The sequence below is a fragment of the Nitrosopumilaceae archaeon genome, assembly GCA_035631875.1.
GTDB lineage: Archaea > Thermoproteota > Nitrososphaeria > Nitrososphaerales > Nitrosopumilaceae > TA-20.
Genome location: DASQHX010000011.1, coordinates 144796 through 168247, shown reverse-complemented (window position 1 = coordinate 168247; position 23452 = coordinate 144796). Strand labels below are relative to the sequence as shown.

The 23452-nt window shown below is 35.7% G+C and carries 30 protein-coding genes and 2 tRNA genes; 7 read left to right on the top strand and 25 right to left on the bottom strand.

Translation table 11 applies throughout. The features are described 5' to 3' along the window. The 10 genes from VEU72_07875 to VEU72_07830 form a co-directional block, all read right to left on the bottom strand. Positions 1–1563: an NADH-quinone oxidoreductase subunit M gene (locus VEU72_07875; GenBank protein ID HYL67052.1), complete on the bottom strand. Its 1563-nt coding sequence runs from the start codon at positions 1561–1563 to the stop codon at positions 1–3. Continuing rightward, positions 1563–1868, bottom strand: a complete 306-nt coding sequence (gene nuoK / locus VEU72_07870) for an NADH-quinone oxidoreductase subunit NuoK (protein ID HYL67051.1) — start codon at positions 1866–1868, stop codon at positions 1563–1565. Before nuoK ends, VEU72_07875 begins: the two co-directional genes overlap by 1 nt. Continuing rightward, entirely contained in the window at positions 1849–2361 is a 513-nt protein-coding gene (locus VEU72_07865) for an NADH-quinone oxidoreductase subunit J (GenBank protein HYL67050.1), read from the bottom strand. Before VEU72_07865 ends, nuoK begins: the two co-directional genes overlap by 20 nt. Continuing rightward, on the bottom strand, positions 2354–2851 hold the full coding sequence (locus VEU72_07860; protein HYL67049.1) for an NADH-quinone oxidoreductase subunit I: 498 nt from the start codon (positions 2849–2851) through the stop codon (positions 2354–2356). Before VEU72_07860 ends, VEU72_07865 begins: the two co-directional genes overlap by 8 nt. Further along, positions 2848–4149 carry a complex I subunit 1 family protein gene (locus VEU72_07855; protein HYL67048.1) on the bottom strand — a complete coding sequence of 434 codons (1302 nt, stop codon included), beginning with the start codon at positions 4147–4149 and terminating at the stop codon, positions 2848–2850. The genes VEU72_07860 and VEU72_07855 overlap by 4 nt, the downstream gene beginning before the upstream one ends. Then, positions 4150–5283, bottom strand: a complete 1134-nt coding sequence (locus VEU72_07850; protein HYL67047.1) for an NADH-quinone oxidoreductase subunit D — start codon at positions 5281–5283, stop codon at positions 4150–4152. A 2-nt stretch (positions 5284–5285) separates the two neighbouring features. Beyond that, the gene (locus tag VEU72_07845) at positions 5286–5966 is read right to left on the bottom strand and encodes an NADH-quinone oxidoreductase subunit C (protein ID HYL67046.1); all 681 of its coding nucleotides are present in this window, start codon (positions 5964–5966) and stop codon (positions 5286–5288) included. Between the two features lie 2 nt (positions 5967–5968). After that, complete coding sequence (gene nuoB / locus VEU72_07840; GenBank protein HYL67045.1) at positions 5969–6496, bottom strand: NADH-quinone oxidoreductase subunit NuoB; 528 nt, start codon at positions 6494–6496, stop codon at positions 5969–5971. A 43-nt stretch (positions 6497–6539) separates the two neighbouring features. Next, positions 6540–6956 (bottom strand): NADH-quinone oxidoreductase subunit A, encoded by a 417-nt coding sequence (locus VEU72_07835; GenBank protein HYL67044.1) that lies wholly within the window; start codon positions 6954–6956, stop codon positions 6540–6542. Between the two features lie 106 nt (positions 6957–7062). Continuing rightward, positions 7063–7206 (bottom strand): hypothetical protein, encoded by a 144-nt coding sequence (locus VEU72_07830; protein ID HYL67043.1) that lies wholly within the window; start codon positions 7204–7206, stop codon positions 7063–7065. Positions 7207–7299: 93 nt separating this feature from the next. On the opposite strand from VEU72_07830, the gene VEU72_07825 reads away from it, so the two are divergent. Beyond that, complete coding sequence (locus VEU72_07825) at positions 7300–7773, top strand: peroxiredoxin (GenBank protein HYL67042.1); 474 nt, start codon at positions 7300–7302, stop codon at positions 7771–7773. A 44-nt stretch (positions 7774–7817) separates the two neighbouring features. On the opposite strand, the gene VEU72_07820 is transcribed toward VEU72_07825, so the two are convergent. From VEU72_07820 to VEU72_07790, 7 genes are read right to left on the bottom strand one after another with little or no spacing between them, the layout of a single operon-like run. Beyond that, positions 7818–8330 carry a biotin/lipoyl-containing protein gene (locus tag VEU72_07820; GenBank protein ID HYL67041.1) on the bottom strand — a complete coding sequence of 171 codons (513 nt, stop codon included), beginning with the start codon at positions 8328–8330 and terminating at the stop codon, positions 7818–7820. 2 nt (positions 8331–8332) lie between these two features. Beyond that, the gene (locus VEU72_07815) at positions 8333–9826 is read right to left on the bottom strand and encodes an acetyl-CoA carboxylase biotin carboxylase subunit (GenBank protein ID HYL67040.1); all 1494 of its coding nucleotides are present in this window, start codon (positions 9824–9826) and stop codon (positions 8333–8335) included. Positions 9827–9832: 6 nt separating this feature from the next. After that, positions 9833–11380, bottom strand: a complete 1548-nt coding sequence (locus tag VEU72_07810; GenBank protein HYL67039.1) for an acyl-CoA carboxylase subunit beta — start codon at positions 11378–11380, stop codon at positions 9833–9835. Positions 11381–11417: 37 nt separating this feature from the next. Next, a complete protein-coding gene (locus VEU72_07805; GenBank protein HYL67038.1) occupies positions 11418–11690 on the bottom strand; it encodes a hypothetical protein in 273 nt (90 codons plus the stop codon). A 19-nt stretch (positions 11691–11709) separates the two neighbouring features. Then, complete coding sequence (locus tag VEU72_07800; protein ID HYL67037.1) at positions 11710–12006, bottom strand: hypothetical protein; 297 nt, start codon at positions 12004–12006, stop codon at positions 11710–11712. Between the two features lie 17 nt (positions 12007–12023). Beyond that, complete coding sequence (locus tag VEU72_07795) at positions 12024–13184, bottom strand: AAA family ATPase (GenBank protein ID HYL67036.1); 1161 nt, start codon at positions 13182–13184, stop codon at positions 12024–12026. A 5-nt stretch (positions 13185–13189) separates the two neighbouring features. Further along, on the bottom strand, positions 13190–14308 hold the full coding sequence (locus VEU72_07790) for a hypothetical protein (GenBank protein ID HYL67035.1): 1119 nt from the start codon (positions 14306–14308) through the stop codon (positions 13190–13192). An 86-nt stretch (positions 14309–14394) separates the two neighbouring features. Here VEU72_07790 and VEU72_07785 point away from each other — a divergent pair, with 86 nt between their 5' ends. Continuing rightward, positions 14395–15201 carry an inositol monophosphatase family protein gene (locus VEU72_07785; protein ID HYL67034.1) on the top strand — a complete coding sequence of 269 codons (807 nt, stop codon included), beginning with the start codon at positions 14395–14397 and terminating at the stop codon, positions 15199–15201. Between the two features lie 57 nt (positions 15202–15258). On the opposite strand, the gene VEU72_07780 is transcribed toward VEU72_07785, so the two are convergent. Then, positions 15259–15367, bottom strand: a tRNA-Asp gene (locus tag VEU72_07780). 98 nt (positions 15368–15465) lie between these two features. On the opposite strand from VEU72_07780, the gene VEU72_07775 reads away from it, so the two are divergent. Then, positions 15466–15539 (top strand) — tRNA-Lys (locus tag VEU72_07775). Between the two features lie 113 nt (positions 15540–15652). Here VEU72_07775 and VEU72_07770 read toward each other — a convergent pair. After that, positions 15653–15862, bottom strand: a complete 210-nt coding sequence (locus tag VEU72_07770; GenBank protein ID HYL67033.1) for a hypothetical protein — start codon at positions 15860–15862, stop codon at positions 15653–15655. A 138-nt stretch (positions 15863–16000) separates the two neighbouring features. Further along, the gene (argH, locus tag VEU72_07765; GenBank protein ID HYL67032.1) at positions 16001–17464 is read right to left on the bottom strand and encodes an argininosuccinate lyase; all 1464 of its coding nucleotides are present in this window, start codon (positions 17462–17464) and stop codon (positions 16001–16003) included. A gap of 48 nt (positions 17465–17512) precedes the next feature. Here argH and VEU72_07760 point away from each other — a divergent pair, with 48 nt between their 5' ends. Continuing rightward, on the top strand, positions 17513–17833 hold the full coding sequence (locus VEU72_07760; protein ID HYL67031.1) for an iron-sulfur cluster assembly protein: 321 nt from the start codon (positions 17513–17515) through the stop codon (positions 17831–17833). 4 nt (positions 17834–17837) lie between these two features. Here the strand turns inward: VEU72_07760 and VEU72_07755 are convergent, their stop codons facing one another. Genes VEU72_07755 through VEU72_07740 form a run of 4 tightly spaced genes read right to left on the bottom strand, consistent with a single transcriptional unit; the run spans position 17838 to position 21111 of the window. Next, positions 17838–18602 (bottom strand): succinate dehydrogenase iron-sulfur subunit, encoded by a 765-nt coding sequence (locus VEU72_07755; protein HYL67030.1) that lies wholly within the window; start codon positions 18600–18602, stop codon positions 17838–17840. Between the two features lies 1 nt (position 18603). Further along, positions 18604–18948 carry a succinate dehydrogenase gene (locus tag VEU72_07750; protein HYL67029.1) on the bottom strand — a complete coding sequence of 115 codons (345 nt, stop codon included), beginning with the start codon at positions 18946–18948 and terminating at the stop codon, positions 18604–18606. A gap of 1 nt (position 18949) precedes the next feature. Next, complete coding sequence (locus VEU72_07745; protein HYL67028.1) at positions 18950–19402, bottom strand: succinate dehydrogenase; 453 nt, start codon at positions 19400–19402, stop codon at positions 18950–18952. Next, positions 19402–21111, bottom strand: coding sequence for a succinate dehydrogenase/fumarate reductase flavoprotein subunit (locus VEU72_07740; GenBank protein HYL67027.1), 1710 nt, complete (start codon positions 21109–21111; stop codon positions 19402–19404). The genes VEU72_07745 and VEU72_07740 overlap by 1 nt, the downstream gene beginning before the upstream one ends. 135 nt (positions 21112–21246) lie before the next feature. Here VEU72_07740 and VEU72_07735 point away from each other — a divergent pair, with 135 nt between their 5' ends. Together VEU72_07735 and VEU72_07730 are read left to right on the top strand one after the other, a co-directional pair. After that, complete coding sequence (locus tag VEU72_07735; GenBank protein ID HYL67026.1) at positions 21247–21768, top strand: PadR family transcriptional regulator; 522 nt, start codon at positions 21247–21249, stop codon at positions 21766–21768. Positions 21769–21801: 33 nt separating this feature from the next. Beyond that, a complete protein-coding gene (locus VEU72_07730; GenBank protein HYL67025.1) occupies positions 21802–22665 on the top strand; it encodes an isocitrate lyase/PEP mutase family protein in 864 nt (287 codons plus the stop codon). A gap of 38 nt (positions 22666–22703) precedes the next feature. Here the strand turns inward: VEU72_07730 and VEU72_07725 are convergent, their stop codons facing one another. Next, positions 22704–22988: a DNA-binding protein gene (locus tag VEU72_07725; protein ID HYL67024.1), complete on the bottom strand. Its 285-nt coding sequence runs from the start codon at positions 22986–22988 to the stop codon at positions 22704–22706. Positions 22989–23042: 54 nt separating this feature from the next. Between VEU72_07725 and VEU72_07720 the strand changes: the two genes are divergently transcribed. Beyond that, on the top strand, positions 23043–23450 hold the full coding sequence (locus tag VEU72_07720) for a hypothetical protein (GenBank protein HYL67023.1): 408 nt from the start codon (positions 23043–23045) through the stop codon (positions 23448–23450). The last annotated feature ends 2 nt before the right edge of the window (positions 23451–23452 follow it).

The following is a 23452-nucleotide window of genomic DNA, read 5'->3' as shown; positions in this document are numbered from 1 at the left end:
CTAAACTCCCATTACTCCTTTCATAAACGGAATTATTTGATTAAAGAAAATATCAGGATATATTCCAACTACAATTGTAAATCCTGCTAATACCATCATAGGAGCTGTAACGTACCAGCTTGCTTCTTTTGTATTTTCAAGATGTTCTGGAAGTTTACCGAAAAATACTCTTTTTATCATCCACAAAATATACGCCATTGTAATAACAGTAGCTACCAATCCCAAACCAAAGGCAATCATCCTTATCGTTGAACCTTGTTGTATTGCAGTTTGTAATGCACCATAAAACATAGTCCATTCCGCCATGAATCCGCTAGTTGGAGGAATGCCCATTATAGTAAGTGCACCAATAAATGCACAAACTGCAGTAATTGGCATTTTCCCTGCAAGTCCACCCATCTTTGTTATGCTTCTTGTGCCAACTTGCAAAATAATGGCTCCTACCATCATGAAAAGTAAAACCTTTCCAAGACTATGTGAAACAAACAACATCTCTGCTCCAGAAAGTCCTAGCACTGATGAGGATCCTATTCCAAACATAAGGTATCCCATCTGGCTTATGCTGGAATAAGCAAGCAATTTTCTAAGGTCATCTTGCATCAATGCCATAACACCGGCATAAATCATTGTAATAAGACCCCACAAATTCAGATAGAGTGCAAAGTGATCATATTGACCTGGTAGAAGTACAATTAATAATCTGAAAAATCCGTATGCTCCCACTCCAAGCATTGCACCAGAAGAAAGTGCGTTCAGAGGAGTTGGAGCCGCGCGATAAACATGAGGTAACCAAATATGAAGAACAAACGCTGCCATTTTTACACCAAGGCCAATGATTATTGCAACTGCCGCAAGTGAGAGAATATTTGGCGGAATTCCATGTTCTTTAATGTCTACAAAATTAAAACTTCCAACATTCAGTCCAATGGCTAGAAATCCTAAAAGTAAGACAACTGCACCAACATGTGTCCAGAAAAGGAATAGCAGTGCTACTCTTCTTTTTTCTTCGTATCCCCAAAATGCAAGCATAAAGAAAGCTGGAATAAGCATAACCTCAAAGAAAACATAAAATTCAATCAAGTTTGTTGCAAGTACAGTGCCTAACATTCCCATTGCCATTACAAGAAATAGTGCAAAGTAAACTCCGATCTGATGATTGAGATATCCTTTCAGTGATGATGATTCAATCATCGCAGTAGAACTTCTATCTCCTACTACTTGCTTTTGTTTATTCATTCTTTCTTCAAATTGTGAAGTTATTTTTGCAACCATGTATGGTTTTGAAAATAATACAAGTACTGTTGATATTACATAGATTATAATTGCAAAAGGTGATGCTAATCCGTCAAGTAAGAATCCAAATTCCCCAAACAGTTTAGTCCAAGGATAATGTTCTTCATATGTTCCTGAAAATACAGGTACTATCATTATGGTTGTGCAATAAAGCAACAAACCAAAGGTAAACCAAGCTGCTGCATTTGGTCCTGATTTTTTGCCAAGATAATACGCTACAGGTGACAGTAGCAGCGGTAAAAAGACCGCTTGTAACAAAATATGTTCCACTATCCTTTCAAACTCCTAAAGTCTGCGATATCGATATTTCTGTACATTCTATAGGCAACAATAATTAATGCAAGTCCAACAGCTACTTCCGCTGCAGCAATAGCTATAGAAAATAGTGCGAGTGTTTGTCCTTGACTATTTGGAATAAATCGAGCAAAAGCAACCAAGTTTAGGTTTGCGGAATTAACAATCATCTCTATAGCAAAAAGCATCCTTATTGCATTTCTTTTTACAGATAGGCCATATATCCCGATGGCCAAAAGCGCCACTGAGACTAGAACAAAATCAATCAGTCCGTTGCTCATTTGTAACATCCTCCCTTCTTGCTAATGCCAGAGCACCAATAACTGACGATGTCAGAATAAGTGCCATCACAATTAGTGCTGGCGAATAATATGTAAGAAAATCTTCTCCTATTTTTCTATAATCTATGGTTTGAGTATTAGTTTCCATTGTCTTTAATCCAGATCCAATTATTATAGTTCCAATTCCTAGCATTATGATTATCATCAAACCTATGCCAGCATATCTTCTACGGTGATCTTCTATCTTGTTAAAAATTAATTCACGTCTTACAAGCATCACAGTAAATAGTATGAGAACTGCAATTGAACCAACATAAACTGAAAGTTGAAACATTGCTACAAATGGAGCATCTAAGAGTAAGAAAAATCCTGCAATTCCAGAAAGTGTGATCATAAGAGCTATTGAACCATAAATCAATGAACGAATTTCAAGTGCAGCAATTGCAGAACCAATTGTTAAAACAGATACAGCTAAAAAGACAGAATCAACCATGTGTCGCACCCCGTTTGCCAATCTTTATCTCTACGTCTTGGGATATGTTTGGTTTTACAGCAAGCTGGCTCGGGGTATAGATCAAAGCAGATTTGGTAAATGAAGAAAGCTCGTAGTCATTTGTCATGTAGAGGGCATAAAATGGACATGCATCTACACACAATCCACAGAAAACACATTTTCCATAATCGATCTGTGGCATTATTGCTTTCTTGTTTTGTTTCCAAGTCTCATTCACTTTCACCATACCAATGGCTTCTGCAATCCCCTCACATGCAACAGAACATAGCTGGCAACCTGTACATTTGTCATGAAACAATATGTGTCGTCCCCTAAGGCCAGCAATTCCTACACCTGTCTGTGGATCGAATTGGAAGCCATCGCCTACAAACTTCAATTTCTGTTCTGGATATCGTAATGTAAATCGCTTCACGGCAAGGTGTTTTACACCAGAATTCAAAGCTCGTATTATTCCACCTGCAGTACTCATTGTATCAATCCTCCGTGTCCCAAGACACCTGCATATAACAATCCGAGAGCTATAAAGATGTTAATGAATGCTAGCCCAATTAGCTTGTACCATCCAGTATGTAATAGCAGATCTATTCTAATTCTTGGGAATACACCTCTTGGCAACAAAATTACTAGTATCACACCAACTGTCTTGATTACAAACCAAAGTGTACCATTAAGCATGTCTTGATCAAAAAGAGGAAGACCTGCAATATGTGCAGTTACTGGACCAATTGTAATTCCATTTGTTATGATATCTGCTGGGAATGGTGGCCAGATCATAGGACCATTCCATCCTCCTAAAAATAATACTGTAAACAAACCAGCAAAAGCATATAGTTTCAGATAAGTTCCTAGTTGAATAAGCCCATACATCATACCAGAAAATTCAGTTAACCAACCTGCAACAATTTCACTTTCTGCTTCTGGTAAGTCAAATGGGATTCTTTCTAATTCTGCTAAAATTGTAGTGAAAAATACAATTGCACCTATTGGCATAAACACAATCCACCAGTAATGTTGTTGTGATTCTACAATTTCTGTCAGGTTTAAAGTTCCTGTCAAAATGACAATACCCAGAAGAGAGAGTATTAGTGGGATTTCAAATGAAATCATTTGGTGCAGTGCCCTTATTCCACCAATAAACGGCCACTTGCTATTTGCAGACCATGATGAAAGCACTGTAATTATAGGAAAGAATCCAATTGTCGCAAAAACTGCCAATAATCCTACATTGGGATTTGATACAACCCAACCTGATGCAACAGGAATTAGAGACGCAAATGCGGCAGCGGTTCCTACAAAAAGCAATGGTGCAACCCAGAAGATAGGCTTGTCTGCTTTTGCAGGAATGATTATTTCTTTTGAAATTAATTTTAATCCATCACCCATGAGTTGTAAGATTCCTTCAATCTTCCCACAATAAAGCGGTCCTACTCGAAGCTGTATTTTTGCAAGAAATTTCCTTTCAACGAAAATTGTTGCTGCTGCAAGAAGAGCTGCAAATCCAAATCCAGGAAAAGCAATAATTCTGAAAAATTCTGTATGAATTAATGATTTTATAATAGGGACCGTATTTGCAGGATTAGCCATCCAAGTCAGTGCAAGATACGGTGTAAGAAGTTGACCGTTGATTACTGGTAGTTTAATGTAAAAAAGTATAATGAAAACAAGTGGTAATCCAACAATCGAGAAAATTAGAAGAATCCAAAATATAATATCAGTTAGAGAAGCAATGAATCTACTTAATCTAAACTCTGGTGCAATTGTTGACATTTATCTATCAGCCTCCACAGGCCAGTAATTCAAACTCCAATAAACAGATGGCATGTTTCCAAGCTTCTCACCTTTTAATAAGTATGGAATACAGATCAAATTTCTAAATGAACCAACACTTATCTTTACTCTATATGGTTCTGGTCTATTGTTAGATATAACATGGAATCCTAAGGATCCCCTTCCAGATTCCACTCTTCGATAAGATTCATCATTTCCACCCTTTGGATTTGGTTTTAGCTTGGTTCTCACAGAGCCCGATTTTGGCATTTTTCTTAATGCGTCCTTTATTATTCTACAACTTTCAAACATCTCAAGATATGGAATACGTGATCTTGCGTAAGAATCCCCTTCTTTCATAACTTGAGTTTCAAAATCAAGATTCTCATAAACATCATATGGTTCTTTTTTTCGTAAGTCAAAATCTACACCAGAAGCACGGAGTACAGAGCCTGTTGTTCCAAGTCGTATTGCATCCATTCTTGATAAGATACCAGTTCCCTCTGTTCTTTGTTTTAAAACCGGGTTTTGGTAGAAAATGGCTTCATATTCCTTTATTCGTTTTTCAAAATAATTTACTTGTCTAAGACATCTTTCTTCAAAGTTAGCTGGTAAATCATTTCTTACACCACCTGGGACAAAATATGCATGTGTTACTCTTGCGCCAGACATAGCTTCTAACAGATCTATAAACAGTTCACGGTCTCCTGCTGGCCACATAAACATTGTTGAATGGCCTAAGAAAATTCCGTAAATAGCAAGCCAGTATAATGTATAGATGCAACGGTTAAGTTCCGAAGCGATTACTCTGATATATTTTGCTCTCTCTGGAACTTCAATTCCCAAAAGATCTTCTACTGCAAGACAATATGGATATAAAATATTACAAGAATCATGAATTACTGGTCTTTCAAGATGTGGAATATTTTGTATGTAGTTTCTATATTCCGCCATTTTTTCTTCTCCGCGATGTACATATCCAGGATCTGGATCGCAGGAAACAATGTAATCCCCATCAACTTTTACGATAAGTCTCATATGACCAGACCCTGGATGTTGTGGTCCAACATTTAGAGTCATTATTCTGTCGTCTACTGTTTCTAGTTGAATACCTGGCGGTAATTGTGTTGTCATTTTTATCTCCCCTTTATCTTGAAGTCTTTTCTAAATGGTGGAATATCTGCCCAGTCCTCTGGCAAAAGTAATCTTCTATTATCTGGATGACCTTCAAAAAATACACCAAACATCTCAAAGCATTCTCTTTCATGAAATTCTACGCTATAAAATACATCTCGTAAAGATGGCGTTCTGGTACTATCATTTCCTGGATTTGGAATATCTTCCCTAGGAACTCTAGTTGCTAAAGACAATATTTTATTTCCAAGTTGTTCATCGGTATATGATCCTAAATGATAAACAACCTCAATTTCTTTTGAGTCTGGATAGTCAACACCTCCTACAGATTCAGCATGATCAAATTTTAGCTCATCACGAATAAAATAGGCAATATCTAGAATATCTTCTCTTTTTGTACTCACTCTTATTCTATTTGGTCTTACATAATCAACAACCACCTTTTGTCCAAATTTGGAGACGATCTTATCAGCCATAGATTTTTCAAATGGTGGTATAGGTTGGGCACGAATTGGAACATCATGCGATAAATCAATACCTTTTTCTTCATAATACTTCTTGGCTTCTTCTTTTGTCAGTTTCGTAGAGTCATCATCTGATTCATTATTTTGATCATTTTCTAATTCTGTTGCGTCAATGTTAGTTTCACTGGATTCTTTATCCACTTTTTTTTTAGAGCCCATTATTATGCCGCCTTCATACGTTTAATTTTTTCTTGAAGTAGCATACATCCTTGTATTAGAGTTTCAGGTCTAGGTGGACAACCTGGAACATAGACATCTACCGGAAGAACTCCATCAATTCCTGGTAATACATTGTATGAATCAAAATAAAGTCCTCCAGTAATTGCACATGCACCCATTGCAATTACATATTTTGGATCTGCCATCTGATCATATACCATTCTTAATCGTGGAGCCATTTTTCGTGTAATTGTTCCCATTACTACAATCAAGTCGCATTGTCTAAGAGAACCAAAAGCCTCAATGATTCCAAATCTTTCGACATCATATCTTGGACTAGATGCAGCTCCAAACTCTACACTACAACAGGCTGTCTCTAAGTGAACTGGCCAAAGCGACCAAAGTCTTCCCCAATTAATGGCATAATCAAGTGGTTTGCCTATTGCTCTCACAAGAACGTCTCCTAATTTTCCAACTAGTACATTTGTGGCATGTGCTGTTGTTTCTGGTGTAAGTAGTTCTTTTAGCAATTTTCTTCCCTACCTCGGACGTATCGTGTATTTGATTTAAAAGTTACCAAATATTTTTCCTCCCTGATTGATATAATGCATATGCAAATGATGCAAACATTATTGCCAAGAATCCTATAATTGGAAGCGTGGCTGCTTTTGGAAGATTAATTATTGTACTTCCCCAGGCATACAGAAAAATTGACATGACGTCAAAAACCACAAACATCAACACATATGCATAATATTGCATCATAAAGTGAGTTCTACCTTCTCCTGATGGAACTTGGCCAGATTCCATTGGCAGAAATTTGACGGGGTTACTTGTTCGCCTTGGTGCAATCATTCTAGATAAAATAAGAGCCGGTCCTGTCGCTACTATTGCAAATCCAAACATCAGTAAAATTGGGCTAAAGCTACCGGCTACCTCTCCTACCAAAGCAGCTAACAAGCCATCCGGAGAATATAAAAAGCTATCCACCTTTTGTGATCGCTATTTTAAGATAGAATTATTTTTTATCGAATTTATAAAAATTCTTCAAATATCCATATAATCGAAACTTCTAGTGTTGAATTATAAAAATTGGCTAGTGACTATGTCCACAACCACACGAGTCATGGTGGTCTTCTGCCATTGTGTGTGAATCTTTTTCTGTACATCTTGAACATTTATCAGATCCAGTTGCAGAAAAGAATCCAATTCCGCAGGATACACATTTCATACTTGTCATGAGAGTACTCCATAATACCGGTATTTATTGATACGTATGTAGAAATATTAAAAATCTTAATGATTGATATATGACAGTGATAAATCTGTCATTATGACTATTAGCATAGGAGACAAAGCTCCAAGTTTTATCTTGGTAGATACAGATTTGAAAATGCGAAGTCTTGATGAGTTCAAGGGCAAAAAAGTAGTACTATCATTTTTTGTTGCAGCAAGCTCACCAGTTTGTACAAAAGAAATGTGTACTTTCAGGGATTCGTGGGATCAAATATCAAAACTAGGTGCTCAAGTAATTGGTATTAGTAATGATGGACCATTTGCAAACAAAGCTTTTGCAGAGATACATCACCTTAACTTTCCAATTCTTGGAGACTACAAGAGCCAAACAATACGTGATTATGATGTACTGATGCCAGATCTCTTACATGTAAAGGGATATGATGCAGCAAAACGTTCAGTCTTTATTGTTGATGAAAAAGGTAATGTGGTATACAAATGGGTTTCTGACAATCCTCTGATTGAACCAAACTATCAAGAGATAATGGATTTCCTCAAAAAAGGAAATTAATTTCTTTATTTTAAATTTGTACTAAATTTAAACTAGAATATTTTCTATTCAATCTCAACAAGAACGTCGTTCTTTGCAACAGAATTTCCTTGTTTAATCTTCATTGTCTTAATAATACCATCTTTGTGTGATTTGATAGATACCTGCATTTTCATTGATTCTAAAACGCATATCACATCTCCTTTTTTTACATTATCTCCCACTGCTACATTAATTGATACAACTCTTCCTGGAATCTGACTCTTGAGAGATATTTGAGAGTCCACACCTGACTCTACACCAGAGTTTTTGTAGACGATTTTATCCAACTCTGAATGCTTATCAAATGTTATCTTTACACCATCCACAACTAGTGTCATCTTTGCAGTTGTATTCTCAAGATATTTTGCAAAATGATATGTATTATCCAACATAAACTCGATTCCCTCAGCCGTCATGTTAAGAATCTTAAGATTTCGTTCTTTGCCTTGTATTTTTAACAGATATTCAGAATTGTTAGAAATTTTAAGAATCTCTGCGTCAAGTTTTTTTTCTTGATTTTCAATTTTAAATTCCATTTTTATGTCATACCCAGTTGTGATTTCCAACCAATTCCATGATCTTTTTGTGTTTTAATTTTGTTTTTTAGGAATTCTGAGTGAATAATTCCAGCAGCAAGAGCGGCATCAGTTTTTTCTAAAATTTCCTTTGACATATCATCACGTAGTCTATCCAAAATTTTGAATCTGTCAAGAAAATCTGTTGATAGATCTCCTTTGATGAATTCTTTAGTGTCAAGTATTGTTTTATAGAGAGGAATTGCAGTTTCAACACCTTCAATGTAAAAGTCTGATAGTGCAATTCGCATTCTTTCTCTGGATTCCTCAAAAGATTCACCCCAAGTGATGAGCTTTCCCATCAGAGAATCATAGTATGGTGAAACGGTGCATCCTGAGAAAAGATAGGTATCCACTCTTACACCAGGGCCAGATGGAATATTTACATTTGAAATTAATCCTGTTGACGGTGCAAAATCAAGAAATGTATCTTCTGCATTTATTCTACATTCTATTGCGCAACCATTTACTTTCAAGTCTTTTTGTTTGAATGGAATCTCTTTTCCATTTGCTATATCAATTTGTAGTTTTACAAGATCTAGACCTGAAACAAGCTCTGTTACTGGATGTTCAACTTGAAGTCTTGCATTTATTTCGATAAAGTAAAACGTTCCATCGTCAAGTCGTAAGAATTCTGCAGTTCCTGCATTTTTATAATCTACTGCTATCGCTGCTTTTACGGCAAGCTGTCCTATTTCGTCACGTGTTTTTTGATCAACTACCGGAGACGGTGACATTTCGATGAGTTTTTGATGTCGTCGTTGAATGGAACATTCTCTCTCAAAGATATGCACTGTATTTCCATGACTATCTCGAGCTAATTGAAACTCGATGTGCCTAATCTTTGGCAAGAATTTTTCTACAAAGAGTGCAGATTTTCCAAATGCTGCTTTTGATTCTCCAGATGCAAGCTCAAAGGCTTGTTTGAGTTCTTTTTCATCGTGTACTAATCGTATTCCTCTACCACCGCCTCCAAATACTGACTTTAACAATACAGGATAACCAATTTTATGAGCAATATCAAGAGCGTTTTCTACTTCTTCAACTATTCCAGGACTTCCTGGTACGGTTGGTACTTTTGCTTTTGCCATTGCATCTTTACATAACATTTTATCACCACAGAGTCGCATCGATTTTCCCGACGGTCCGATAAAGTTTAGATTCTTTTTTTCACAGAGATCTGCAAAGTCGGCATTCTCTGAAAGAAATCCATAACCTGGGTGAATTGCATCTGCGCCAGACTTTAGTGCAACTTCGACAATTTTTTCCATGTTAAGATAGCTTCGTGATGGAGAAGCTTCTCCAATATGATAAGCCTCAGATGACATTTTGACATGTCTTGAGTTAATGTCCTCATCAGAATAAACTGCGACAGATTTTATTCCCAGAGCTTGACATGTCTTGATAACTCTTATGGCGATCTCTCCTCTATTTGCTATCAGAATTTTTTCAATCATATCCAATTAGAGATTAATGTTTCCGTGTTTACGTGGTATCCTTTTTTCTCTCTTGTTAGCAAGTGCTTCTAATGCTCTGATTAAAACAGGTCTTGTCTCAGCAGGATCTAACACGGAATCAATGGTACCATATGATGCTGCAACATAGGGATTAGCAAATTTTTCAGTAAAATTATCTACAAGTTGTTTTTTCAGAGCTTCAGGATCTTTTGCATTTGCAATCTCTTTTCTGTTCATTATTTTTACCGCGGCCTCAGATCCAAGTACAGCAATCTGAGCAGTTGGCCAAGCATAATTCATATCAGTTCCTAGATTTTTGCTGCCCATAGCAATGTAAGCACCTCCATAAGCCTTACCAATTATTATGGTTATTTTTGGAACGGTCGCTTCACAGTATGCATACAAAAGCTTACTTCCATGTCTGATGATACCATTATGTTCTTGATTAGTTCCTGGCATGTATCCTGGTGTATCCACCAGAGTAATTACTGGTATGTTAAAACAATCACAGAATCTAACAAATCTTGCCGCTTTGTTAGATGAATCAATATCTAAAGCACCAGCAAGTGACATTGGTTGATTTGCTACTATACCTACAGTTCTACCATTCAATCGTCCAAATCCAACAACAATATTTTGTGCAAACAATTCATGAATTTCGAAAAACATGTGGTTATCCACAATTGAATAAATTATCTCTTTCATGTCGTAAGGCTGTAATGGATTTTCTGGAATTATGTTTATTAGATTACTATCAAGTCTATTTGGATCATCATTTGTTAATACAATAGGGGGCCCTTCAGTATTGTTTTGTGGGATATATGATAGAAGAGTCTTCACATAATCCATGCATTGATATTCATTTTTTGCTACAAAATGAGCAACACCACTATTTTTAGCATGAGACATTGCACCACCAAGTTCATCAAATGATACTTCTTCACCAAGAACTGTTTTTACTACTTCAGGTCCAGTGACAAACATAGTTGCCAACTTGTCAACCATTATTACAAAGTCTGTCATTGCTGGAGAATATACAGCACCACCTGCAGAAGGACCAATGCTTGCAGTAATTTGCGGTATGACACCAGACGCAAGTTGGTTATGATAAAAAATATCTGAAAATCCGTCAAGACTAAGAATGCCTTCTTGAATTCTAGCTCCACCAGAGTCAATAATTCCTATGACTGGACATCCAACTCTTACCGCATGATCCATCGCCTTGGTTATTTTTTTAGCCCCCATTTCACTTAGAGTTCCTCCCAATACAGTAAAATCATACGCAAAAAGAAACACTTGTCGTCCGTTGATGTTTCCGTATCCTGTAATTACTCCGTCTCCAAAGAATTTTTTGTCTTGCATGTCAAACTCATGATAATGATGAGTTGTAAGTCCATCAATTTCTGTAAAACTTCCTTCATCTAGTAAAAGATCTATTCTTTCACGAGCAGTAAGTTTGCCTTTTTCATGTTGTGATAAAATTTTATCCTGCCCGCCACTTTGATTTGCTTCTCTTTTTTTATGTAAAAAATTTTTTATCTTATCAGAGTGCATGATTGCGAATTAGAAACAAGTCTCAACCTATATTAATTTAATCAGTTTTTACTTCTCTTAATCCATCGTGGCCGCCTTTGGCATTTCTAAACACATTCATTCCTATGTGATAGTTTTCCCACAATGTTTCCAAAGTCTGTAAATCCTCTTCAACTAGCCTTAATTGCTCCTTAGTTACTGTTGGATCAGACTGCATTTTCATCAGTTTTTCTTTTGTTTGTGCTAGAAGATCTTCCAATCCAACCTCATAGTTAGATTCCCCATGATATTCTGGATCTAAGGGTGTAATTTTGGTAGTGTTATCAGACATCAGTTTTCCCTGTTTTTAGTTAAATTTTAAGATTTAGTATTGGAAATTTCTTGGCAATGGCCTTTTGATATGAAATAAAGGCATCCTTGTCATCATTGCATTTTTTACATATACATAGTTGTGAAACCTTTGTAAGATCACAGTCATCTGCAAACTCACACTTTGGGCATCCAGCAGGTCCACCACATACCGCACATCGTAGTTCTACCAAGTCTGCACATGCTTGATGTTTTACTCCAATGCCCTTTGCCCACAATCCTATTTCATTTATTTCAATTTTCTTTTTACAAACTATACAAGTACCTGGAAACTTCATCGACATTGTTCTCCAGCTCATTTTAACATAGCAATCTCCTTTTGCAAAATTTCATTACCAGATTCATCAAGTTCCAAATCCAGTGTTTTATTCTTCATACAAAACAAAACATATGGGAAATAAAAAGTAGCAAAATCACTTCGTGAAACATGCATTTTTTTTGATAAAATGGAAGCTAGTGATTTTATCGCTCTACCATCCCATCTTAATCTGTTAATAATTGGCCATGATAAATTAAATTGTGAATATCGTACTGATGTTCCTTCTTTATACAATCCAACCAGTATAGAATCAAGATATCTCAAAAGCCTCCATTCTTGAGTTTTCATTATTTTACCATATAACATGTCAGCCTCTGAGATGATTTCTAACATTTTTTGCATATCTTCTTTGTCAAGTGAACTTGTTATGACACTTGAATAAAATGCGTCTATTTTCTCTCTTGGATCAATTCTAAGAGAAAATAAGATAGCTCGCGCTTCATCAGCAGATTTAGCTTTAAAGAACGCATTTACTGTCTCTTCGATATCTAGTATCACAAAGGATTTGTCAATCTGCGGTTCAAATCCCATGACATGTGCCTGTGCAGAATTTAGTATTGATCTAATATCACCGCGTGATTGTATGACAAGTTTTACAATTGTACCCAAACTGATGGTTACTCCTTCTTTTTTGAGAATTGATTCAAGATAAAATTGTAAAAGTCTTGGCGGAATGGGTTTCATTTGTATTAGTTTTGTGACTTTCTTGATACTTTTCATTTTATCAGATTTATCACCATTTGCGGCTAAAATTATTGGCACTGTTGGCTCTTTTAGAATGTCAATTAGTGTTTCAACTCCTCCATAGTCAGATCGTCCATGTATGCCATCTACTTCGTCTACAAAAATCATCGGTTTGCCAAGGACACTAGCATTACCAAGTATAGGTCCTAGTATTTCTTGAATTCTTTGTTTATTGCGTATGTCACTGGCATTTAGCCCTATGAGATCATATCCAAATTGCTTTGCACAGATTGTTGCAAGCGTTGTTTTTCCAATTCCTGGAGGACCTACAAGTAGAATGGGTTTACTTCCTTTCATCCATTTACCAAGCCAATTTATTATCGCTTCTTTTGCTTCTTCATTACCAATCATATCAAGCAAATTTTTTGGCCTATATTTTTCTGACCACATCATTTTGATCACTTGGGCAAGTTTTCAGAGAATGTTTGCCAGAGATTTTCCTTTTCTAATTGGTTAAACCAGAAAATGTTGTAATGCTCTACAGTTAAAAATAAAAACTCAAGAAAATTCCTATGCGAAAAGTCATCAGGCAATAATTCTAATGCCATCCTAGCTTCACTTAGATAAAGATCACTTTTTTTCATGGTCATATCAAATCCTTTCTTTACATCTCTCACAAGTAGACCATAGTAAAGGGGCCATGAAGGAATTTTGACAAATTTGTTTTTTATTGAGTCTTCTATCTCATTTCCGCATCCTACTGATTCTGCTGCCTTTGCCATTCCAAGATGAAATACTTCACCAAGTGGAAATCGTGCCAGTGCCATATTTCTTCCTGCAGTTCCCATAACTGCGCGATATTTTTTGTAGCATTGTATCATTTCTTCTTCAGATATTTTGGTTGGTTTTGTTTTTAGTTTGAAATCAAGATATTGACCAATTCGCGCATCCTTAAAACCATGTTCAAATTCTTCAAGAACTACAGCACCTCCTTTTGCAATTTTATTTCTTGCAAGTCTTAGCAGATATGGATTCATCAGTTTATAGTCATCCAGATATTCCAAATCTTCATCCTTATCCATTATTCTGTCCATGGGTTCACTCAAATCTATGGCAATAATATGCCCATCAATGATATCTGTCCGTAATTGTGCATCTTGTTTATCTTTAAAATATTCAGAAGATGCATCATAAAGAGCACTAAAGACAGGAAATGTCATTTTAACAAAATTAGAATTAAGAATTCTTGAAACCCTGTCTTGTAACGTTTCATAGTTTTCAAGTCTTGATTTGACACTATCTATCTGTGATTTGTCAAGTATAATATCAGAAGAGCCAATTTCTTCTGAAAACTTTTGTTGTGTTTCAAAAGGAGAAGAATCTGACTTAATTTCTTTTAATAGATCATTAGTGAATCTTTTGACAAAATTTGGAAATTCTTCTTCTGCTTCTTTTTTGTACTTGTCAAATTGTTTGTAGCCTTTACTTTTGAATAGAGCCTGTTTTACTATTTCCTTTCCAGGTTTTGTGCTCAAAAGTGCTTCTTTACTAAAAATTGAATTATCTTTACTACTCACATAATGGCAAATCTTACTTTGCTATTTATGCATTGAGCTCCTTTGTGATTTATTTGAAATAAATTAGGACAAAAAATAGAAAATTTGTGAGAGTAATAGAAGTTTTACAGGAAGCATCGTTAAGAGTTTATAACAATGTAAAACACCTAGCAGGAACCGAAGAGTCTGGTGGAGATTTTGGAAGAGGTGCTGGTGGAGATATATCAAGGAAAATAGATATAGTAGCAGAAAAAACAGTTTTAGATTATCTTAAAGAAATTAAATTTGATTGCACGGTTCTTGGTGAAGAATGTGGCCGTGTTGAACTTTCTAAAAATCCAAAAGGGTTTATCATCATGGATGCAATAGACGGTTCAACAAATGCTGTAAGAGGAATTCCATTTTTTTGCTGTTCCCTTGCGTTTGCAACTGACAATAAGCTTAGTTCCATAACAGATAGTGTTGTAATGGATCTATCTAATGGAGAAATGTATCATGCAACAAAAGGCAAAGGCGCATTTTTGAATGAGAAAAGAATTCATACTAATGAAAAAAATAATCTCTATTTTGTAGTTGGTCTTGACATGTCAGGAATTTCTCAGGATTCGCTTCAAAGACTAGCTCCAATAATTTCAGCATCAAATCATATACGACATTTTGGTGCTGTTGCACTTGAACTTGCAATATTTGCACGTGGATTAGTAGATGTTTTTGTAGATTTAAGGGACAAATTAAGAATCACTGATGTTGCTGCAGGATATTTAATTGCATTAGAAGCAGGAGGACATATCATAGATGAATCCGGAAAATTTTTGGATTCAGATCTGAGTTATGAAAGTAGAATATCATTCATTGCTGCTGCAAATAAAGAATTTTTGGATGATATTGTAAAAAAACTAAAAATCAGCGAATAATCAGTTATTGATTCAGATATTATCTCAAGATTGAATAATTTTTAAAATTAAAAGTTATGGCGCCCTTGGCGGGATTTGAACACGCGTCGAGGCCGTGACAGGGCCCCATTCTAGACCGGGTTTTACGAGGAATGGATTTCTCCATACCCCTCTATACTACAAGGGCGTCGGAATATTTTGGACGAAAATCCGAGTTTAAAGGTTTCCTTTAATCAAAAAATTTTGTAAAAGACTAAATTATACACATCTGTCAACCTTCGCTATGGGTTCGTAGCTCAGCCAGGTAGAGTACCGGACTTTTAATCCGGCTGTCCGGGGTCCGAATCCCCGCGAACCCGCTTTTTTATAATTATCAAGTAGAACGTTTGAAAAATGCTTCAAGTCATTTGTTTGGATTTTTTTTCAAATAACATGAGTTACTCTATCAATCCAAAAATAAAAGGAGGTCTAACTAACTCAGGTTTAATTCTGGAAATTCTGCTTGTTTTACTCCCAAATCATGCTGAAGGGTTCTTATTTTTTTAGCGTACTCGGTCATTTTTGAGGCATCTGATTGCACTTTGGCAATTTTGTAACCTCTCCATGCTTTTTTTAACGCCCCCCAGGTTTGGCCTGCAGTGTAGTTAGGTTTGTCGGATTGTGGTTGTACGAATTGATACATACTGTTTATCTCATTACGAGAACTTTTTATCTGCAGCCATGTGAATCAAAATCAATAGAAAAGTCAAGATTACTACATTAAAATCATGTTTTTCTGTTCATAAATTTAGAAAAATCATGGTTTAGTTCTGATTTTCCCTTATTTTATTATGGTTTTTATCTTCTTAGTAAGATTTTCAAATGTGAGATTAATCTCATTTGTTCTTTTGCTGATTCCTATACGATACGCCTGAATTTTCTTTTTCCTATCTGAAATCATGCGTTTTTGTTCTGATCTACCTGATGAGCCTTGAGAGATTCTCAGAGTAAGAGAAGAAGCGATAGTACTAGAATGAATTATTTTGTATAGATCGTTGATTTTGATTACATCTTCCTTTACGGAGTTCTTTATTTCTTGAACAGAAAGTGCTAAAAGTGATTTTTTTGAGTTTGAAGCTGTCTGTACCAATTGCCCAACTATCTTATGAGCAGTCCTAAATGGGATTCCTCTTTTTACAAGATGTTCTGCTATATCAAGTGCAGTAGAATAACCAGAATCTATAGCCTTTTTCATTTTCTGATCGTTTATTTTCATTGTTTTGAATACTGCATTAATCACTAAAAGTGAGGATATTGCAATGTTGGAAGCAGGCCATATTGAGACTTTGATTTGTTGTAAATCTCGGTTATATCCGGATGGAAGACCTTTCAAGTTTGAAAGTATTCCCATTTGATATCCAATTACCTGAGCTGTCTTTCCTCGAATGAGTTCCAGTATATCGGGATTCTTTTTTTGCGGCATCACACTCGATGTAGATGCAAATTTGTCTGAAAGTTCAATAAATGAAAATTCTGAGGTAGACCAAATAATTAGATCTTCTGCCATTCGGCTCAAGTTTGTCATAAGAATTGATATTTGTCCAACATACTCTGCAACAAAATCACGAGATCCAGTTGCATCAATAGAATTTTCTATTAAGCCTTTGAACCCAAGCATTTTGGAAGTACTTTGTCTGTCAATGTGTAAGCTTGTTCCACCAATTGGTCCAGCCCCCAATGGTGATTCATTTACTCTACCATAAGTAACATAAAATCTGTCCAGATCTCTAAACAAGGAATCAGTATATGCAAGTAAAACATGCGAAAATGAACCAATCTGAGCCTGCTGTAGATGCGTATAAAGAGGCATTACAGTATTTTGATTTTTTTCTGCCAATGAGATAAAAGTCTCTATCACACCTAGAAGACAAGAACATAAAACATTAATGTCATCACGAATTTTCATACGAATGTCAAGTGAGATCTGATCATTTCTAGAACGTGCAGTATGCATTTTCCCACCTGCATTTATTCCAGCTTTTTTTATTACTAGGTATTCTATTAGCTCGTGAATATCCTCGGATTCTGATTTTATTGAAAAATTTTCTTTTTTTAATTTTTCAAGTGCTGATAAAATTTTTGAAGTCTCATTTTTTGTAATAATTTTATTTTCAAAAAGCATTAAGACGTGAGCTTGGCTACCTAAGATATCATAAATTGCAATTTCTTTATCTTCAGAAATTGATGAGAGAAAATCTAAAGTTGTTTCATCTAGCTTATCGTTGAGTCTACTTGCTCTATACATCAATTTAGGAATTAGAATGGTTATATATAGCATAGACGGTTTTTTGTTGTGGCACAAGAAACTCAAGGATTAAGAAGAATGATTTTTGATGAGCTAACAAAAATTGTGGATCCTGAGATCAATGTATCCATAATGGAACTTGAGCTTATAGACAACATAGACATTGCAGATTCTACAGTTAAAGTAGACATACATCTTACCAGTCCTTTTTGTCCAGCTATTTTTGGTTTTAAAATAGCACAGGACATACATGATTATTTGCTAAAAATTGATGGAGTTGACGATGTAAAGTTAAATGTCTCTAATCATTTCATGGCAGAGGCAATAAACAATCAGGTAAACGCTAGTCCAAATCCGAAAAAGCCTTAAGATTTTACTTTCTAAATCCTAGGAGATAGCCTCTCAAAAGTTGTATTGCCATAGCTGGATCAACACCTTTTGGACAAACATGACTACAAGAACCTGCAAAGTGACATCTCCAAATCCCGTGTGACTGGTCTATTATTTTGAGTCGTTCTTTTTTACCATCATCACGGTTATCTACCACATATCGATAAGCCTGTGCAAGACCTTGTGGTCCGATAAAAGAAGTATCTGTAGCCATAGTTGGACATGATGAATTACACAATCCGCATTTTATACAATAAGAAAATTGTAGGTATTTTTCTACATCTTCAGGAGTTTGCAAAAATTCTTTGGTTCCCGAAGTTATTTCTGAATCTTTCCTTATTATGTATGGTTTCATTTTTTTATGAGTTGCAAACATCTGCTTAAAATCAACTGCTAAATCTCGAATTATTGGAAAATTATGCATTGGCTCAACAGTCACTATATTTGAGTTCAATTCAGAGATTTTTGTATAACATGCAAGTGAAGGCTTGCCGTTAATCTGCATCCCACAAGAACCACATGAAGCTTGTCTACAAGAATATCTTACTGCAACAGAATGATCTAAATTTTGTTTTACAAATAGAATTGCTTCTAAAACTGTAGTCCATTTTTGAACAGGAACCTTAAACTCTGCAAATGTTGGGGACGAATCAGTCTCTGAATTAAATCTCGATATTCTGAGGATTATAAAGTCAGATGAAACAGGTACAGAAACTTCGGGTGTCTTTGAAATTGTTTCAACGGCCATTTTATGACATTCCCATTCCTGCCATCAATATAGTTCTTGAACCATATGCAATAAGTGCTGCCATTGCACCAATAGAACCATAGTTAATCATTTTTTCATACATGATACCTTGTTTTAGTTCTAAAAGTATAACACGCAATCCATTAAATCCATGAACTGAAAGCAAAATCAATACTACTTCAAGCATTAAAGCATAAGGAAGTAAATGATAATTTGCAATTACATTTTGGTATTGTAGAGATTCTGAAAAATTCTGTGTCATTCGAAATAGAATATGTATTGCTACTAGCGCTACTGCTCCAAGAGCAGTACCATAATGTATTTTCATTATTATGCTTTCACGCATTTTAATCACCAAATAAAACTGCCATGCCGTACATCATTGCAAGAGCTGCAAGTGCAATTGAAACCCAGATACAAAGTCTTTGTTTGTAATTCAGGCTACCTGTAGCAGACCTTTGTGATTTATCATATGGGTATTCAGGTTGACCGGGTTTTCCAACTCCAACTCCACCATGTCCTAACATAACCCTGATTCCATTTGCAGTATGAAATACACACATTCCAATTACCAAAGTAAGTATAAGATGTCCTTGCGTAGTCTGAGTTAATTCCAACATTTTATCCCATGCCACTTTACCGTTGACTATGGAGCTTGTTTCATAAATATGCCCTATCAAATATGCAAGTAATCCTAATCCACTTAATCGCTGTAACCAATAAGCAACTCGCTCTAATCCATAACGAGATGGATTTGCCATTCCTCTCAAACCTTCTCTATTTGACATTCTTTCTGCCATCAGTATTTTCTCTCCACTGGCTTGTATTTAGTAATAGTGACAGGATGTTTTTTGATAATAGGTTCTTTTGTATCATAGTATACTAGTGTATGATGTAAAAAGTTCTTGTCATCTCTATCAGGATAATCAGTTCTTGCATGTGCACCTCTTGATTCTTTTCTTGTTATTGCCCCAACAAGAATAACTTCGGCAACACGAAACATAGAATCTAATTCCATAACGTTTGAAAAGTTTGTATTATATTCTTTAGCCTTATCGTCTACATGTTTCCATGTTTTTTGTTTTAGTTCACGCAGTTTTTTCAAACCATCTACCAAATCGTTTTCATTTCTAAAGACATATGCTTTTTCATTCATCATGTCAGTTAGATCTTGTCTTATTTCGTAAGGATTCACACTACCACTACCACGAAATATTCCATCATAGATTCTTTTTTCTTCTGCAGATACAAGATGTAATGGAAATTGTGGAGATTTAGCTTCTAAAACATATTTTGCTGCAAGATCACCAGTTATTTTTCCCCATACAAGACACTCAGCTGTGGAATTTGCGCCTAATCTATTTGCACCATGTACACTATTACATGCAGCTTCACCAGCAGCCCAGATTCCTTGAATTTCTGTTGCACCATCTATGTCGGTATGAATACCACCCATCATATAATGAGATACAGGTCTTACATCAATAGGCTCCTTAGCTGGATCTATACCTGAAAACTTTAGTGAAATTTCTCTAATTGCTGGTAATTTTTTTATTATTAGCTCATTACCAAGATGTCGCAGGTCCAGCTTTAGGCAATCTACACCTGTTTCGTGCTTAAAACCACGACCTTCATTTATTTCTGTCATCATAGCACGAGACACTACATCTCGTGATGCAAGCTCTAATTTGCTAGGTGCATATTTTTTCATAAATCTATCTCCATCTTTATTTAAAAGATATCCTCCTTCGCCGCGTGCACCTTCAGTAATGAGAATTCCTGATGGTAATATTCCTGTAGGGTGGAATTGAACAAATTCCATGTCTTTTAATGCCATGCCAGCTCGATATGCCATATCAAGACCATCAGGGGTTGAAGAGAGAGAGTATGTAGAATAGCTGTAAAGTCTCCCGGCTCCACCTGTTGCTATAATCAGCGCTTTACCTTTTATTGTATAAAATGTTCCAGAAGAAAGCTCAATGGCCGTAATGCCACAAAACTTTTGTCCATCATGTATTACTGAGGTAGTAAACCATTCATTGTAAAATTCAATATTGTCAAATTTCTGACATGTGTCATACAGAGTTTGCATTTCATAAAATCCCACTTTATCTTGAGCAAATGTTGCACGTGGATAACTATAACCACCAAAATTTCTTTGACCAATTTTTCCATCTTCTCTTCTTGACCAAGGCATTCCCCAATGTTCTAGTTGATATATTTCAGAAGGCATTTCATCTACTAATTTTTCAATTACGTCTTGGTCTCCAAGAAAATCACTTCCTTTTACAGTATCATAGACATGTGATTCTATGCTATCTCCTTCCTCTGGAAAAAGTACAGCAGCTGTTCCACCTTCTGCAGAAACAGAATGTGAACGCATTACTTGTAATTTTGAAATTACTGCAATCTTGATATTTGAGCTAGTTTTTGCAGCTTGAATTGCAGCTCTTAGACCTGCAAGACCAGAACCAACAATTAGCAGATCATGTTCAATCGTATCAACCATGTTTAGACATCTTCCTTTTCAAATTAGATAAATATGTCTTGTGAAGAATTTGTGCAATTTTATTTCGAGTTCTGCTGCGTGAAAGGCTGATTTTCGCAGCAGAACTTTATTTCGAATCATTAATATATATCGCTAGTGATATCACTAGTGATGATCTCACAATGGGTGCAACGAGTTGGCAGTTCAGTCCCAAGAGGATTTTCTAGGTATTTCATACTCGAAGTACTAGAAAAAAATCCAAGTACTGGTAAAGAGATCATAGACAATGCAACAACACAAAGTGGCGGCAGATGGAAACCTTCACCTGGTCTAATTTATCCTCTACTTGGTAGACTTTTAGATGAGAATTTAATTGAGGAGGCAAAAGATGGGAAATATCAGATAACCAAAAAGGGCAGATTGATTGCAGATGATCTTGAAACCCTGAATAAAATTGTAAAAAACCAAATGGATGTAATGTTCAGGATAGGTAACGTAGGCAAATTTGTAGCCATGGATCTTTTAGAACGTGTAACAAGTATAGGAAATTCGCTTAGTTCCAATATATCAAATATGACAAAAGAAGAAACTGGAAAATACAAGAAGTTTCTGGAATCTGAACTTCAAAAAATAGAAACAGCTGAAAAAAGACGCGGTAAGGAAATCAAAGTCAGTTAAGCCATAAATAATTGTAAATATCAATATCAACGATTGCCAAATCTTCGAAAATTACTTTTTGATAATTCAAAACCTCTTGTGGTTCCAGGCGTCTATGATGCAATAGGAGCAAAAATTGCTCAAAAGGCTGGTTTTGAAGCCATGTTCCAAACAGGTTATGGAACATCTGCAACTTTACTTGGACTACCGGATTATGGGTTTATTGGAGCAACAGAAACAACAGAGAATGCACGTAGGATTTGTAGGGCAGTATCTGTTCCTGTAATTGTGGATGCAGATACTGGTTACGGAAATCCGCTTAGTGTATGGAAGCTAGTAACTGAGTTAGAAGCAGTAGGAGCAGCAGGGATTTTTCTTGAGGATCAAAAATGGCCAAAAAGATGTGGGCATATGTCAGGAAAAGAAGTCATTCCAAAGGAAGAATATTCTCAGAAATTACAGGCTGCGTTAGATGCAAGAAAAAGTAAAGACTTCATCATAGTAGCAAGAACTGATGCAAGAGCACCAGAAGGATTGGATGCTGCAATTGAACGTGGACTTCAGTATAAAAAAATTGGAGCTGATGCAATTTTCATAGAAGCCCCAAAATCTATTGAGGAGATGAAAAAAATTGGAAGATCAATTAAAGCTCCTCTAGTTGCAAACATGATAGAAGGAGGTGCAACACCTCTAATTTCTTCTGAAGTATTACACAAGATGGGGTTTAAGCTTATTCTATATCCGCTCTCAGTTCTTTTTGCAAATGCTTTTGCATCTATGAAAATATTACATGAACTTAGAAGATCAGGAACCACATCTAGATTAAAGAAAAATGTTGTCAATTTTGATCAGTTTAATGAGATTGTAGACCTTACAAAATTCAAGAAAATGGAAAGGAATTACGTATCAAAAATATAAAATAACAAAAAGGAGAAAAATCCTCCAAGTCAAGTTATCTAAGTATTGTTTCTTTTTACTTCGATTTCTATAGTAGAAACATTCCTGTCTCGCCCGTCTGTTGATTTTAGCATTTCTGAGCCGATTGTGATGTTTCCAATAGAATACCCAGCATTTTCTGTTTTACGTGCAATTATTTGTGCAACGTCAACAGCTCGCCCAATACTGAGTCCTCTTGCCTTGATAGATATTTTTGGTTGGTTTGCCAACTGAATTAGCGTAGAAGTTACATACGCCATCAGTGGTTTTTTGCCTATGTAGATTGTCTCTCTAGACTCGGACATGTGGCATTCTACATGTTAGGATAATTTAAATCTAAGAATGAAACACGTGATTCGATGAATTTTACTATACCTTTTTTTCTGTCTTTTTTTATGATCGGATTTGGTTCCGTCTATGGATACGGCGAAGTTTCTACATCTGATTTTAAGATAGTCAATTCGTTAGGAGAAGATATCAAATCACCAGTAGTAGATCAACAGCTTAGTTTGCAAACCTCACTTAAAAACATCAGTGACAAAAATATCAACTGGGCATATATTGTACAAATAATTGATTCTAATGGAGCTATAATAGATCTAAATTTTGCAACAGGATCTTTTGAAAAAAATCAAACATTAACAGCCGCACTTTCATGGACACCTCACTCTGCAGGAAATTATAAAATTGAGACTTTTGTATGGGATAACTTACGAGACATTGATGCGTTAGCCCCAAAATCTTCATTTCCCATAACAGTAACATGATT

What these genes read in the sequence shown, in the direction of transcription:
- nuoK (HYL67051.1), bottom strand. Translation starts at nt 1,868, where the DNA reads ATGAGCAACGGACTGATTGATTTTGTTCTAGTCTCAGTGGCGCTTTTG.
- VEU72_07865 (HYL67050.1), bottom strand. Translation starts at nt 2,361, where the DNA reads ATGGTTGATTCTGTCTTTTTAGCTGTATCTGTTTTAACAATTGGTTCT.
- VEU72_07860 (HYL67049.1), bottom strand. Translation starts at nt 2,851, where the DNA reads ATGAGTACTGCAGGTGGAATAATACGAGCTTTGAATTCTGGTGTAAAA.
- VEU72_07855 (HYL67048.1), bottom strand. Translation starts at nt 4,149, where the DNA reads ATGTCAACAATTGCACCAGAGTTTAGATTAAGTAGATTCATTGCTTCT.
- VEU72_07850 (HYL67047.1), bottom strand. Translation starts at nt 5,283, where the DNA reads ATGACAACACAATTACCGCCAGGTATTCAACTAGAAACAGTAGACGAC.
- VEU72_07845 (HYL67046.1), bottom strand. Translation starts at nt 5,966, where the DNA reads ATGGGCTCTAAAAAAAAAGTGGATAAAGAATCCAGTGAAACTAACATT.
- VEU72_07830 (HYL67043.1), bottom strand. Translation starts at nt 7,206, where the DNA reads ATGACAAGTATGAAATGTGTATCCTGCGGAATTGGATTCTTTTCTGCA.
- VEU72_07825 (HYL67042.1), top strand. Translation starts at nt 7,300, where the DNA reads ATGACTATTAGCATAGGAGACAAAGCTCCAAGTTTTATCTTGGTAGAT.
- VEU72_07820 (HYL67041.1), bottom strand. Translation starts at nt 8,330, where the DNA reads ATGGAATTTAAAATTGAAAATCAAGAAAAAAAACTTGACGCAGAGATT.
- VEU72_07815 (HYL67040.1), bottom strand. Translation starts at nt 9,826, where the DNA reads ATGATTGAAAAAATTCTGATAGCAAATAGAGGAGAGATCGCCATAAGA.
- VEU72_07810 (HYL67039.1), bottom strand. Translation starts at nt 11,380, where the DNA reads ATGCACTCTGATAAGATAAAAAATTTTTTACATAAAAAAAGAGAAGCA.
- VEU72_07805 (HYL67038.1), bottom strand. Translation starts at nt 11,690, where the DNA reads ATGTCTGATAACACTACCAAAATTACACCCTTAGATCCAGAATATCAT.
- VEU72_07800 (HYL67037.1), bottom strand. Translation starts at nt 12,006, where the DNA reads ATGAAGTTTCCAGGTACTTGTATAGTTTGTAAAAAGAAAATTGAAATA.
- VEU72_07795 (HYL67036.1), bottom strand. Translation starts at nt 13,184, where the DNA reads ATGATGTGGTCAGAAAAATATAGGCCAAAAAATTTGCTTGATATGATT.
- VEU72_07770 (HYL67033.1), bottom strand. Translation starts at nt 15,862, where the DNA reads ATGTATCAATTCGTACAACCACAATCCGACAAACCTAACTACACTGCA.
- argH (HYL67032.1), bottom strand. Translation starts at nt 17,464, where the DNA reads ATGTATAGAGCAAGTAGACTCAACGATAAGCTAGATGAAACAACTTTA.
- VEU72_07755 (HYL67030.1), bottom strand. Translation starts at nt 18,602, where the DNA reads ATGGCCGTTGAAACAATTTCAAAGACACCCGAAGTTTCTGTACCTGTT.
- VEU72_07750 (HYL67029.1), bottom strand. Translation starts at nt 18,948, where the DNA reads ATGCGTGAAAGCATAATAATGAAAATACATTATGGTACTGCTCTTGGA.
- VEU72_07745 (HYL67028.1), bottom strand. Translation starts at nt 19,402, where the DNA reads ATGGCAGAAAGAATGTCAAATAGAGAAGGTTTGAGAGGAATGGCAAAT.
- VEU72_07740 (HYL67027.1), bottom strand. Translation starts at nt 21,111, where the DNA reads ATGGTTGATACGATTGAACATGATCTGCTAATTGTTGGTTCTGGTCTT.
- VEU72_07725 (HYL67024.1), bottom strand. Translation starts at nt 22,988, where the DNA reads ATGTCCGAGTCTAGAGAGACAATCTACATAGGCAAAAAACCACTGATG.
- VEU72_07720 (HYL67023.1), top strand. Translation starts at nt 23,043, where the DNA reads ATGAATTTTACTATACCTTTTTTTCTGTCTTTTTTTATGATCGGATTT.